Below are 12295 nucleotides of genomic sequence, written 5' to 3'. Positions count from 1 at the left end.
AGTCCGACCAGTCGGGCGTCGACCTCGCCAATGTGAAGATGTCCATCAATCCCTTCTGCGAGATCGCGGTCGAAGAGGCCGTCCGCCTGAAGGAAAAGGGTGTCGCCAGCGAGGTCGTCGTGGTCTCCATCGGCCCGGCCCAGGCTCAGGAAACCCTGCGTCAGGCGCTGGCCATGGGCGCTGACCGCGCGGTGCTGATCCAGACCGACCAGGACCTGGAGCCGCTGGAAGTGGCCAAGGTGCTGAAGGCCGCCATCGCCGAAGAGAACCCGAATGTGGTGATCATGGGCAAGCAGGCCATCGACGGCGACAACAACGCCACCGGCCAGATGCTGGCGGCCCTGCTCGACTGGCCGCAGGCGACCTTCGCCTCGGCGATCGAGCTGTCGGGCGACAGCGCCAAGGTGACCCGCGAAGTCGACGGCGGCCTGCAGACCATCGAGGTCGGCCTGCCCGCCATCATCACCGCGGACCTGCGCCTCAACGAGCCGCGCTACGCCTCGCTGCCGAACATCATGAAGGCGAAGAAGAAGCCGCTCGACGTCAAGGAAGCCGCCTCGCTGGGCGTCGACCTGAAGCCGCACCTCAAGGTCCTGAAGGTCACCGAGCCCGCCAAGCGCTCGGCCGGCATCAAGGTTGAAACCGCTGGCGACCTGGTCGCCAACCTCAAGACCGCGGGGGTCCTCTAATGGCTGTTCTCGTCATCGCCGATCACGACAACGCGTCGCTGAAGGACTCGACCAACAAGACCGTCACCGCTGCTCTGGCCCTTTCGGGCGACGTGGACGTGCTGGTCGCCGGCAAGGACGCCAAGCCCGCCGCCGAAGCCGCCGCCAAGATCGCCGGCGTGCGCAAGGTGCTGCTGGCTGAAAGCGACGAGCTGGGCCAGGGCCTGGCCGAAGCGGTGGAGGCCACCGTCGTTCCGCTGATGGGGAACTATGATGCGGTCCTGACCCCGGCCACCTCGCAGGGCAAGAACGTCACCCCGCGCATCGCCGCCAAGCTGGACGTCGCCCAGATCTCGGAAATCGTCGAGGTCGTCAGCGCCGACACCTTCGTGCGTCCGATCTATGCCGGCAACGCCCTGGAGACCGTCCAGTCGTCCGACGGCAAGAAGGTCATCACCGTGCGCGCCACCGCCTTCAAGGCGGCCGGCGAAGGCGGCTCGGCCGCCATCGAGAACGTCGCCGCCGGCGCCGTCTCGGCCAAGGTCAAGTTCGTCGACCAGCAGCTGGTGAAGTCGGCCCGTCCGGAACTGGCCGGCGCCAAGATCGTCGTCTCCGGCGGTCGCGCCATGGGTTCGGCCGACGAGTTCCAGAAGGTCATCGAGCCGCTTGCCGACAAGCTCGGCGCGGCGGTCGGCGCCTCGCGCGCCGCGGTGGACGCCGGCTACGCGCCGAACGACTACCAGGTCGGCCAGACCGGCAAGGTCGTCGCCCCGGAGCTGTACATCGCCGTCGGCATCTCCGGCGCGATCCAGCACCTGGCCGGCATGAAGGACTCCAAGGTCATCGTCGCGATCAACAAGGACGCCGACGCCCCGATCTTCCAGGTCGCCGATTTCGGCCTGGTGGCGGACTACAAGACCGCCGTGCCGGAGCTGATGGACGCCCTGACCGCCGCCGGCAAGTAAGCCGCAGGCCAAGGCCCGAAACGAGGAAGGGGCGGCTCTCGCGAGCCGCCCCTTTTTCGTGCCCGAACGCCGAAGATCGGCCGCAATGAAAGGACGAGCATTTTCACTGCACACGTACAGCGAGACTCTTTTCTGATCGGCGCTGCGACCGTTCGCCCCTAGTCTCCCCGCAACGCGAAGAATTCAGGCCGGAACTACGCTGCGTCGCAGCAAAAGCTTGGCGACGGCGCCGTTCCGCATGTTAGAAACCCGTCACAAGCGGGCGGCCGCGCCCGTATCATTCGAGGCTGTTTTCGGCATGGTTCAGATCAAGACCGTCGGCGTGATCGGCGCGGGCCAGATGGGCTCCGGCATCGCCCATGTTTGCGCCCTGGGCGGATACGACGTGCTGCTGCACGACGTCAGCGAAGACCGGATCGCCACCGGCCGCGGGCTGATCGAAAAGAACCTCAGCCGTCAGGTCGTGCGCGGCCTGATCGCCCAGGACGCGATGGATGCGGCCATGGCGCGCATCAAGCCGGCCCCCGAACTCCAGGCCATCGGCGCCACCGACCTTGCGATCGAGGCCGCGACCGAGAACGAAGAGGTCAAGAAGGCCATCTTCAAGGCGCTGACCCCGCACCTGTCCGCCGGCACCATCCTGGCGTCCAACACCTCGTCGATCTCGATCACCCGCCTGGGCGCGGCGTCGGACCGGCCGGAACGCTTCATCGGCCTGCACTTCATGAACCCGGTGCCGCTGATGAACCTCGTGGAGATCATCCGCGGCATAGCGACGGATGCGGCCACCTACGAGACCGCGGTCAACTTCGCCAAGTCGCTGGGCAAGACCACCGCCAACGCCGAGGACTTCCCCGCCTTCATCGTCAACCGGATCCTGGTGCCGATGATCAACGAGGCGATCTACACCCTCTACGAAGGCGTCGGCACCGTGGACGCCATCGACACCGCCCTGCGGCTGGGCGCCAATCATCCGATGGGCCCGCTGGAGCTGGGCGACTTCATCGGCCTCGACACCGTGCTGTCGATCATGAACGTGCTCTACGAAGGCCTGGCCGACAGCAAGTACCGCCCCTGCCCGCTGCTGGTGAAGTACGTCGAGGCGGGCTGGTTGGGCCGCAAGACCGGCCGCGGTTTCTATGACTATCGCGGCGAGAAGCCGGTCCCGACCCGCTAGATCGAGACGCGAACGCTTCCAAGTTGTGAAGCGTTCGTTAATCCATTCGACTTGCCTGCCCGACGCAGCTGATAATCCAGGCGATTCGGACTCTGCGGGCTCATGCGACAGTTCACTTCGGTGGCGCTCTCGGCCACCTACCTCTGTCTCGCTCTGATCGTCGCCCTGCTGCTGTGGCGGAACGGGGGCGGCTGGGCGCCCGGCGTCGCGGCGCTGGTCGGCGGCCTCGGCCTCTGCTTCGCCGTGCATGGCCTGGTGCAGCAGTCGCTGAGGATGCGCGCCCTGCGCGCCGAACTCGACGCCGTGCGCGAGGCCCAGCGCGTCATGCTCTCGCAGATGGAACAGGTCGACGCCCGCATGAGCGAGGTGGCCGAGGCCGTCAGCGATGACGCCGGCCGCTCCGAGGCGCTCGAAGACGAGATGCACATGCTGGAGTCCCTGGTCCAGAAGATGGGCCAGCGGCTGGAGGAGCGCGTGGCCGTCGCCGCCGCCGCCCCCGCCCGGCACGAGGCGGCGCTGCGCGGGCGCCAGTCGGCCGCCCTGCTCGACACCGTGCGCGAGGCTCTGGCCGAGAACCGCGTCGACCTCTACCTCCAGCCTGTCGTCGGCCTTCCCCAGCGCCGCACGGTCTTCTACGAAAGCTATTCCCGCCTTCGCGACGCCACCGGCCGGGTGATGATGCCGGCCGAGTATCTGGCCGTGGCCGAGCCCGAGGGCCTGGTCACCTCGATCGACAACCTGCTGCTGTTCCGTTGCGTGCAGATCGTCAGGCGCCTGGCCAAGCAGGACCGCAAGGTCGGCATCTTCTGCAACATCTCCACGGCGAGCCTGGCGGACGAGACCTTCTTCCCGCAGTTTCTCGACCTGCTGGCCGCCAACCGCGACCTGGCCGGCGCCCTGATCTTCGAAATTGGCCAGGCCGCCTTCGACGCCCGCGGTTCGGTCGAGGCGCGGAACATGGGCAAGCTGGCCGACCTCGGCTTCCGCTTCTCGCTCGACAAGGTCGTCGACCTCGACATCGACTTCCAGGACCTGGCCCGCTCGGACGTGAAGTTCCTCAAGATCAGCGCCCCGGTGCTGTTGGACGAACTGGTCGAGACCGACGAAGGCCTGGTGCTGCGCTCCATGCCCGACCTGGCGGCCCAGGACTTCACCGCCCTCACCCGCCGCTACGGCGTCGAGATCGTCGCCGAGAAGGTCGAGAGCGAACGCCAGATCGTCGACATCCTCGAACTCGACATCGCCTACGGCCAGGGCCACTTGTTCGGCGAGCCGCGCGCCATCCGCGACGCGGTGCTGACCGAGGCCGATACGCCTGCGCCCGCCACGGCCGAGCCGCAGGAGCCCGTCCGCCGTCGCACGCGCGGCGGCGTCGGGGTGCTGGCCAGCAAGCGCGCGGCGGCCACGCGGATCTGAACGCCCGCATTGACCGCGGGGCGCGCGACCTTTACCGCCCCAGCCCATGACCGCGCCCGCCCTGATCAACGGCCTGTCGGCCGTCGCCGACCGTTACGACGTGCTGCTCTCCGATGTCTGGGGGGTGATCCATAACGGCCGCGAGAGCTTCAGGGACGCCTGCGCGGCCCTGGCCCGCTGGCGCGCCGAGCGCGGCCCGGTGATCCTGATCTCCAACGCCCCGCGCCCCTCCAGCGCCGTTCATTCCCAACTGGACCAGCTGGGCGTGCCGCGCGAGGCCTGGTCGGCCTTCATTTCTTCGGGTGATGCGACCCGCATCCTGCTCAGCGCCCGCGCGCCCGGCCCGGCCTGGGCCATCGGCCCGGACAAGGACGCCGCGCTCTACGAAGGCCTGGACCTCGCCTTCTCCGGCCCGGAAGGCGCGGCCTTCATCTCCTGCACCGGCCCCTACGACGACGATGTCGAGGGCCCGGACGACTACGAGGCCCGCTTCAAGGTCGCCCTGGAGCGCCGCCTGCCGATGATCTGCGCCAACCCGGACATCGTGGTTCAGAAGGGCGACCGGCTGATCTACTGCGGCGGGGCGCTGGCCCAGCGCTACGAGGAGATGGGCGGCGAGGTGATCATGGCCGGCAAGCCGCACGCCCCGATCTACGACCTCTGCCTGGCCGAGGCCCAGCTGATCCTCGGCCGGCCGCTGGAGCGCTCGCGGGTGCTGTGCATCGGCGATGGCGTCGCCACAGACGCGCGGGGCGCCAACCGCCAGGGCCTGGATCTGCTGTTCATCGCCAGCGGCATCCACGGGGCCGAGACCATCGGACCGCAGGGCCTGGACGCCACCGCCGTCGAAGCGCTGCTCTCGCGCGAGGGTGCGCATGCGGCCCACGCCATGGCCGACCTGGTGTGGTGAGCAAAAGCGTCTAACTAGAATCTGGGCTGCCGGGGAGCGTCGCGTGCAGGGCTTGTATTTCGAGGACTTGAGCATCGGACAGTTCGCCGAGACCACGAAGATCGTGGGCGCGGCGGACATCGAGGCCTTCGCCGCCGTCTCGGGGGACACCAATCCCGTGCACCTGGACGAGGCCTACGCCCTGACCACGCCGTTCCAGGGCCGCATCGCCCACGGCATGCTGGCGGCCGCCTACATCTCGGCGGTGCTGGGGACCAAGCTGCCAGGGCCCGGCGCCATCTATCTCAACCAGTCGCTGCGCTTCCGCCGCCCGGTGAAGATCGGCGACGCGGTCGTGACCCGCGTCACCGTCCAGGCCCTGGACGAGCGCCGCGGCCACGTCACCTTCGCCACCGTCTGCCAGGTCGACGGCAAGACCGTGGTCGACGGCGAGGCCGTGATCATGGCCCCGCGCCGCCCGAAGGACGCCTGAGCCGATGCGGATCGTTCACGGCTGGAAGGGGCTCGACGAGGCCGAGAAGGGCGCAGCCATCGCGCTCGGCAACTTCGACGGCGTTCATCGTGGCCACCAGCGAGTGATCGCCCAGGCCGCCAAGGCGGCGATGGCGCAGAAGACTCCGCTGGGCGTCATCAGTTTCGACCCGCATCCGCGCCAGATCTTCCAGCCGGGCGCGCCGGCCTTCCGGATCATGAACACCGACCAGCAGGCGCGCGCCCTGGCCGCCCTGGGCGTCGACGTCTTCTACGTCCTGCCGTTCGACAAGGAGATGGCCGGCCTCACCGACCGCGAGTTCGTCACCGAGGTGCTGGTCGCCGGCCTGGGCGTGAAACACGTCGCCGTCGGCTTCGACATCTCGTTCGGCAAAGGCCGCACCGGCAGCCCCGAGCTGATGGCCGAATACGGCCGCGAATACGGGTTCACCGTCTCGATCGCCGAGGCGCTGGGCGACGGCCAGGCCAAGTTCTCGTCCACCGGGGTGCGCGAAGCCCTGCGCGAGGGCCGTCCGCAGGACGCCGCCGCCATCCTCGGCCGGCCCTTCGCCATCGAGGGCGTGGTCGAGCGCGGCCGCCAGCTCGGCCGCACCCTGGGTTTTCCCACCGCCAACGTCGCCCTGACCGACTACGTGACGCCGAAGTTCGGCGTCTACGCCACCCGCACCCGCCTGCCCGACGGCCGCGAGATCGCCGGCGTCGCCAATATCGGCGTCAATCCGACCGTGCCCGGCGAGATCGCCCCGCGGCTGGAGGTCTGGCTGTTCGACTTCGACGAGGATATCTACGACCAGGTGATCGAAACCGACCTCGTCGCCTTCCTGCGCCCCGAGGAGAAGTTCGCCGGGCTGGAGCCGATGGTCGAGCAGATCAGGGCCGACGCAGCCCAGGCCCGCGCCCTGCTGCTGCCGGAGCTTTAGCCCCTAATCCTCCACCGCCAGCACCTCGATCTCCCGCGTGCGCTCGTCCGCGCCGATCCAGCGGAAGACGTCGCCGGCCGACAGGCCGATCAGCGCCGCCCCGATCGGCGCCAGCACCGAGATGCGGTTCTCGTCGACATTGGCCTCGCCCGGCAGGCCGACCCGCACCGTGCGCTCGCGCATCAGCGAGACGTCGCGATAGGTCACCCTGGATCCCAGGCGGACGAACGGCTTCTTGCGGTCGGGACCGGCCACGATCGACGAGCGCTCGAGTTCGTCCAGCAGCAGATCGAGGCCCGGCATCGGCGTACGGCTGGCGCGGCCGATGGCGGCCAGGGTTTCGAAGTCGGCCTCGGTGACGCGCACCTTGGGGGGCGCCTTCGTCTTGACGGTCATGGATCGGGTCCTTGAAGTTTTTCCGGCGCGCACGGCAAAGCGCCGCCAGTTCTGGCGGGCGTCGGACGATGTCTTGGGAAGATCAGAGGCCGGAATACAGCGTCTCGCGCAATCCGCCGGTCAGTGATCGTGAGGTTGGATAAAGCATCCCCGAACTCGCGACACGCAGCCGCAATGAGCCCGGGGCTAGTCTCCTTCGACTAGACGTCCCGCATGGTGCGCTCGGCGCGGCATGTTGGCGTAAATACACATCCTGCCCCGATCCTGGCCGGGAGCGGCGGCGATGTCAAATCCGCCGCCCGCACCCAGCGGCCACGGGCCAAAGGGGCTCGCGCCCGCCCGCGCCCTCTGCTACAGCCCGGGCATGACTTCGGTTCGGAAGCCCGTACGAATTACCCGCCCGGCGTGACGCCGCCGGACGACCGCTCCAGCGCGCGCCGGGTATCACCCGTCCTCTAGTCCCAAGTTCCGAGCCAAGCTGGAAAGTCCCCATGGCCGACGACGCCGAAAAGCCTTCGCGCGACTATCGCGAAACCGTCTTCCTCCCGGAAACCCCGTTCCCCATGCGCGCAGGCCTGCCGCAGAAGGAGCCGGAGATCCTGGCCAAGTGGGACGCCATCGATCTGTACCACACCGTCCGCGCCGAGCGGCAGCGCGCCGGCGCGCCGCTGTTCGTGCTGCATGACGGGCCGCCCTACGCCAACGGCGCGATCCACATCGGCCACTCGCTGCAGAAGACGCTGAAGGATTTCGTCGTCCGCTCGCGCTTCCTGCTCGGCTACGACGTCGACTACGTTCCAGGCTGGGACTGCCACGGCCTGCCGATCGAGTGGAAGATCGAGGAGGAGCTGCGCGGCCAGGGGCGGCGCAAGGACGAGGTCTCCAAGGCCGAGTTCCGCACCCGTTGCCGGGAATACGCCTCCCACTGGATCGACGTGCAGCGCGACGGCTTCAAGCGCCTGGGCGTGATCGGCGACTGGGCCAACCGCTACGCCACCATGGACTATTCGAGCGAGGCGGCCATCGTCGCCGAGTTCCACAAGTTCGTGGCCTCGGGCCAGCTCTATCGCGGCTCCAAGCCGGTGATGTGGAGCCCGGTCGAACGCACTGCCCTGGCCGACGCCGAGGTCGAGTACCACGACCACGTCAGCCCCACGATCTGGGTCAAGTTCCCGGTCGTCGAGGGCAGCCAGGCCGCCCGCGGGGCCAGCGTGGTGATCTGGACCACCACGCCCTGGACCATCCCCGCCAACCGCGCGATCAGCTATTCCGACTCGGTCGACTACGCCGTCTACCAGGTCGAAGCGATGGAAGAGGGGCTGGAGTTCGAGCCCTGGGCCAAGGCCGGCGACAAGCTGATCGTCGCCGACAAGCTGGCCGAGGACGTCTTCAAGGCGGCCAAGATCGCGTCCTGGCGCCGGCTCGAGGCCGTCGACTGCCAGGGCATGGTCTGCGAGCATCCGCTGGCCGCCCTCGACACCCACTACGCCTTCCAGGTGCCGCTGCTCGAGGGCGATCACGTCACCGACGACGCCGGGACGGGCTTCGTCCACACCGCCCCGGGCCACGGCGCCGACGACTACATGGTCTGGCTGGCCCACGGCCATCGCGAGATCCCCGAGACCGTCGATCCGGACGGCGCCTACTATCCGCATGTCCCGCTGTTCGCCGGCCTCAAGGTGCTGGAGACCGAGGGCAAGAAGGCCGGCAAGTTCGGGCCGGCCAACGGCGCGGTCATGGACAAGCTGATCGAGGCCGGTCGCCTGCTGGCCCGCGGCCGGATGGAGCACTCCTATCCGCACTCGTGGCGCTCGAAGGCTCCGGTCATCTTCCGCAACACCCCGCAGTGGTTCATCCGCATGGACGAGCCGGTGGACACCCCGCAGCTGCACGGCCGCACCCTGCGCGAGACGGCGCTGGAGGCGATCGAGGCCACGGCTTTCTATCCGGCCGCCGGCAAGAACCGCATCCGCTCGATGGTCGAGAGCCGCCCGGACTGGCTGATCAGCCGCCAGCGCGCGTGGGGCGCGCCGCTGGCCATGTTCGTCGACAAGGACACCGGCCAGCCGCTGCACGACCCCGAGGTCGACGCGCGCATCATCGCCGCGATCCGCGAGGAGGGCGCCGACGCCTGGTTCAACCGCCCGGTGAGCGACTTCCTCGGCCAGCACGATCCCGACCGCTACGAGAAGGTCGAGGACATCCTCGACGTCTGGTTCGATAGCGGCTCGACCCACGCCTTCACGCTGGAGAACCGCGCCCACACCAAGTGGCCGGCCGACCTCTATCTGGAAGGCTCCGACCAGCACCGCGGCTGGTTCCAGTCCTCGCTGCTGGAAAGCTCGGGCACCCGCGGCCGCGCGCCTTACGACGCGATCCTCACCCATGGCTTCACCATGGACGAGAACGGCGAGAAGATGTCCAAGTCCAAGGGCAACGTCGTCGACCCGCAGGTGGTGATCCGCGAGAGCGGCGCCGAGATCATCCGCCTCTGGGCCGCGATGATCGACTATTCGGACGACAGCCGCATCGGCAAGACGGTGCTCGCCACCACCTCCGACGCCTATCGCAAACTGCGCAACACCGTACGCTACATGCTGGGCGCGCTCGCCGACTACACGCCGGACGAGGCGGTCGAGCTGGCTGAGATGCCGCCGCTGGAGCGCTTCATCCTGCACCGGCTATGGGAACTCGACGCCCAGGTCCGCGCCGCCTACGAGGGCTACGTCTTCCAGGACGTGATCCGGCCGCTGATCGAGTTCTGCCAAAATGAACTGTCGTCGCTGTTCTTCGACATCCGTCGCGACAGCCTCTACTGCGACCAGCCGACGGCGATCCGCCGCCGCGCCGCGCGCACGGTGATGGACGCGGTGTTCGAACGCCTGACCGCCTGGCTCGGCCCGCTCATGCCCTTCACCATGGAAGAGGCCTGGACCACCCGCTATCCGGACGCTCATTCCAACGCCTTGCGCGTGATCCCGACCACGCCGGCCGAATGGGCGAATCCCGCCGAGGCCGACCGCTGGGCCAAGGTCCAGGCCGTAACCTCGGTCGTCACCGGCGCGATCGAGATCGAGCGCCGCGAAAAGCGCATGGGCGCGGCCCTGGAAGCGGCGCCGCGCGTGTATATCGCCGACGCGGACCTGCTGGCCGCCTTCGAGGGGCTGGACGCCGCCGAGGTGTTCCGCACCAGCCAGGCGACCCTCGTCGCCGGCGAGGGCCCGCAAGGCGCCTTCCGCCTGGCCGAGGTCCCGGGCGTCGCCGCCGAGCCGCTTCGCGCCGAGGGCAGGAAGTGCGCCCGCTCGTGGCGGATCCTGCCGGAGGTGGGAACCGATCCCCGCTATCCCGACCTTTCGCTGCGCGACGCCGATGCGGTCGCCGCCTGGGACGCCGCGCGGGCCTGAAGACGGGAGCTGACTTGAAAGCGATCTCCAAACTCGGCTGGACGGCCTATGGCCTGGCCGCCCTGGTCATCCTGGTCGACCAGCTTTCCAAGTATTGGATTCTATACGTCTACGACCTGCCGGGTCGGTTTTCGACGCCGATCGTCGGGCCGCTCTCCCTGACCATGGTCTGGAACCGAGGGGTCAGCTTCGGCCTGTTCACCGCCGACCAGGACCTGATGCGCTGGGTTCTGACCCTGTTCTCGGTCGGGGTCGCCATCGCTCTGGCGGTCTGGGCCCGCAAGGCCGCGCGGCCGTTCCTGGGGATCGGCCTTGGCCTGGTGATCGGCGGCGCCATCGGCAACGCCATCGACCGCTTCCGCTTCGGCGCGGTAGTCGATTTCATCGACGTGCAGCGCCTCGGATTCTTTCCTTGGGTGTTCAACATCGCCGACAGCGCCATCACGATCGGCGTGGTCTTCTTGTTGCTCGATTCCATGCGTAAGGAATCGGCTGCTTAATCGCGTTGGCGGGTATCGCCGTATGCGCTATTCAACGATCCCTTCACCGCCGGGGGGCGGCTTTCGGAGCTTGATTTCATGAGTCTGAACCGTGTGCTTGCCGCATCGGCCCTCGTGGCGGTCGCCGGCCTGAGCCTGGCAGGCTGCAGCTCGACCCGCAGCGCGCTCGGCATGACCAAGGTCACCCCCGACGAGTTCCGCGTCGTCTCCAAGGCCCCGCTGGTGGTGCCGCCGGATTACGCCCTGCGCCCGCCGGCCCCCGGCGAGCCGCGCCCGCAGGAACTGCAGCCGGAAAGCGCCGCGCGCACCGCCCTGCTCGGCCAGCGCGAGGCCCAGGCCCGCTCGGACGGCGAGAAGCTGCTGGTCGCCAAGGCCGGCGCCGACAAGGCCGACCCGCTGATCCGCTACGTCGTCGATGACGAGACCGGCGACCTGGCCCACAAGGAAAAGTCCTTCGCCGACCGCGTGATGTTCTGGAAGGACGGCAAGGAGGCCCCAAGCCAAGCGGTCACCGCCGCGGCGGCCGACAATGTCGCCGCCCCGATCGACCCGGCCGCCGAGGAAGCCAAGATCAAGGGCCTGACCGGCGGCGGCCAAGTGGTCATCTCCCGCGAGAAGCAGACCCGCATCAAGCTGCCGGGCCTCTAAGGCCAGGCATCCCTCCCCGCTGGGGGAGCCGAACGAACGATCGACCACTCCCTTCTCCCGCAAGGGGGGATCGAGCGGCCGCCACGCGTTGCCGACGCTGCGGTTTCATGTATCGCTGGCCGCATCTGACGCTGCGAGGCCGTGGGCGTGTCGCGACCTAAAACACGAACCGCCCTGGCCATGCTGTCGATCCCGGTCGGCATCGCCCTGACCGGATACCTGATCTCCAGTTCGCTGCAGCTCGGCCAGTTGCTCCGCATCGACCTGGCGTCCTACGCCGTCCCGTCGGCGGGCCTCGCCATCGCCCTCGTCTGCGCGATCCTGCTGATGGCCGGGCGGGTGCGGATCGCCCGGCGGATCGTCATCCTCTATCTGGTCCTAAGCGCCGCCGACTTGGTGGCCGGGGTCGCCCTCCTGGTGGCTGGCCTGACGAGCTACACCGGCGGCGAGGGCGGCACGCGGCTGCTGCTCGACTCGGTCCTGTTGTGGCTGTCGAACATCCAGATCTTCGCCCTGATCTACTGGACGCTCGACGCGGCCCTGTGGTCGCCGACAGGGGTCGGCCGCCGCCGCCACTTCTTCTTCCCCCAGCATGTCGACAAGCTGCCCGGCTACGAAACCTGGGAGCCCAGCCTCTTCTCTTACGTCTACTTGGCCTTCACGATCAGCACGACCTACGGCCCCACCGACATGCCGGCCACCTCCGACACCGCCAAGGCGTTGGCCATGGTCCAGGCGATCATCGCCCTGGCTCTCTTCACCCTGACCATCGCGCGGGCCGTGGCCATCATCGGCTGAG

12 protein-coding genes are annotated in these 12295 nt (G+C 68.5%); 11 read left to right on the top strand and 1 reads right to left on the bottom strand.

Going from position 1 to position 12295, the window contains the following annotated elements; translation table 11 throughout:
* From ACE3T2_RS19070 to ACE3T2_RS19040, 7 genes are all read left to right on the top strand, one after another.
* Positions 1 to 689: electron transfer flavoprotein subunit beta/FixA family protein (locus tag ACE3T2_RS19070; RefSeq protein ID WP_374660269.1), on the top strand; the 689-nt coding region annotated here is incomplete at its 5' end.
* Positions 689 to 1633: an electron transfer flavoprotein subunit alpha/FixB family protein gene (locus ACE3T2_RS19065; RefSeq protein ID WP_374660267.1), complete on the top strand. Its 945-nt coding sequence runs from the start codon at positions 689 to 691 to the stop codon at positions 1631 to 1633. The genes ACE3T2_RS19070 and ACE3T2_RS19065, both read left to right, overlap by 1 nt.
* A 298-nt stretch (positions 1634 to 1931) precedes the next feature.
* Complete coding sequence (locus ACE3T2_RS19060) at positions 1932 to 2810, top strand: 3-hydroxybutyryl-CoA dehydrogenase (protein ID WP_374660265.1); 879 nt, start codon at positions 1932 to 1934, stop codon at positions 2808 to 2810.
* 102 nt (positions 2811 to 2912) lie between these two features.
* A complete protein-coding gene (locus ACE3T2_RS19055) occupies positions 2913 to 4226 on the top strand; it encodes an EAL domain-containing protein (protein ID WP_374660263.1) in 1314 nt (437 codons plus the stop codon).
* A gap of 46 nt (positions 4227 to 4272) precedes the next feature.
* On the top strand, positions 4273 to 5136 hold the full coding sequence (locus ACE3T2_RS19050; RefSeq protein ID WP_374660261.1) for a TIGR01459 family HAD-type hydrolase: 864 nt from the start codon (positions 4273 to 4275) through the stop codon (positions 5134 to 5136).
* Between the two features lie 43 nt (positions 5137 to 5179).
* Entirely contained in the window at positions 5180 to 5608 is a 429-nt protein-coding gene (locus tag ACE3T2_RS19045; protein ID WP_374660259.1) for a MaoC family dehydratase, read from the top strand.
* 4 nt (positions 5609 to 5612) lie between these two features.
* The gene (locus ACE3T2_RS19040) at positions 5613 to 6548 is read left to right on the top strand and encodes a bifunctional riboflavin kinase/FAD synthetase (protein ID WP_374660257.1); all 936 of its coding nucleotides are present in this window, start codon (positions 5613 to 5615) and stop codon (positions 6546 to 6548) included.
* Positions 6549 to 6551: 3 nt separating this feature from the next.
* On the opposite strand, the gene ACE3T2_RS19035 is transcribed toward ACE3T2_RS19040, so the two are convergent.
* Positions 6552 to 6944: a GreA/GreB family elongation factor gene (locus ACE3T2_RS19035; protein WP_374660255.1), complete on the bottom strand. Its 393-nt coding sequence runs from the start codon at positions 6942 to 6944 to the stop codon at positions 6552 to 6554.
* Positions 6945 to 7435: 491 nt separating this feature from the next.
* On the opposite strand from ACE3T2_RS19035, the gene ileS reads away from it, so the two are divergent.
* From ileS to ACE3T2_RS19015, 4 genes are all read left to right on the top strand, one after another.
* Positions 7436 to 10348 (top strand): isoleucine--tRNA ligase, encoded by a 2913-nt coding sequence (ileS, locus tag ACE3T2_RS19030; RefSeq protein WP_374660253.1) that lies wholly within the window; start codon positions 7436 to 7438, stop codon positions 10346 to 10348.
* A gap of 14 nt (positions 10349 to 10362) precedes the next feature.
* Positions 10363 to 10848: a signal peptidase II gene (lspA, locus tag ACE3T2_RS19025; protein WP_374660251.1), complete on the top strand. Its 486-nt coding sequence runs from the start codon at positions 10363 to 10365 to the stop codon at positions 10846 to 10848.
* 78 nt (positions 10849 to 10926) lie between these two features.
* On the top strand, positions 10927 to 11496 hold the full coding sequence (locus tag ACE3T2_RS19020) for a DUF3035 domain-containing protein (RefSeq protein ID WP_374660249.1): 570 nt from the start codon (positions 10927 to 10929) through the stop codon (positions 11494 to 11496).
* A 147-nt stretch (positions 11497 to 11643) separates the two neighbouring features.
* Positions 11644 to 12294 (top strand): hypothetical protein, encoded by a 651-nt coding sequence (locus tag ACE3T2_RS19015; RefSeq protein ID WP_374660247.1) that lies wholly within the window; start codon positions 11644 to 11646, stop codon positions 12292 to 12294.
* Position 12295: the final 1 nt, after the last annotated feature.

Origin of the sequence: Phenylobacterium sp. (assembly GCF_041919955.1) — a bacterium.
In the GTDB taxonomy this organism is placed as follows: Bacteria; Pseudomonadota; Alphaproteobacteria; order Caulobacterales; family Caulobacteraceae; genus Phenylobacterium.
Note: the sequence above shows the minus strand (reverse complement) of the source record. Positions and strands in the feature narration are given on the sequence as shown.

Excerpts from the sequence above, each read along its gene's own strand:
- ACE3T2_RS19065 (WP_374660267.1), top strand. The coding sequence starts at position 689 with ATGGCTGTTCTCGTCATCGCCGATCACGACAACGCGTCGCTGAAGGAC.
- ACE3T2_RS19060 (WP_374660265.1), top strand. The coding sequence starts at position 1,932 with ATGGTTCAGATCAAGACCGTCGGCGTGATCGGCGCGGGCCAGATGGGC.
- ACE3T2_RS19055 (WP_374660263.1), top strand. The coding sequence starts at position 2,913 with ATGCGACAGTTCACTTCGGTGGCGCTCTCGGCCACCTACCTCTGTCTC.
- ACE3T2_RS19050 (WP_374660261.1), top strand. The coding sequence starts at position 4,273 with ATGACCGCGCCCGCCCTGATCAACGGCCTGTCGGCCGTCGCCGACCGT.
- ACE3T2_RS19040 (WP_374660257.1), top strand. The coding sequence starts at position 5,613 with ATGCGGATCGTTCACGGCTGGAAGGGGCTCGACGAGGCCGAGAAGGGC.
- ACE3T2_RS19035 (WP_374660255.1), bottom strand. The coding sequence starts at position 6,944 with ATGACCGTCAAGACGAAGGCGCCCCCCAAGGTGCGCGTCACCGAGGCC.
- ileS (WP_374660253.1), top strand. The coding sequence starts at position 7,436 with ATGGCCGACGACGCCGAAAAGCCTTCGCGCGACTATCGCGAAACCGTC.
- ACE3T2_RS19020 (WP_374660249.1), top strand. The coding sequence starts at position 10,927 with ATGAGTCTGAACCGTGTGCTTGCCGCATCGGCCCTCGTGGCGGTCGCC.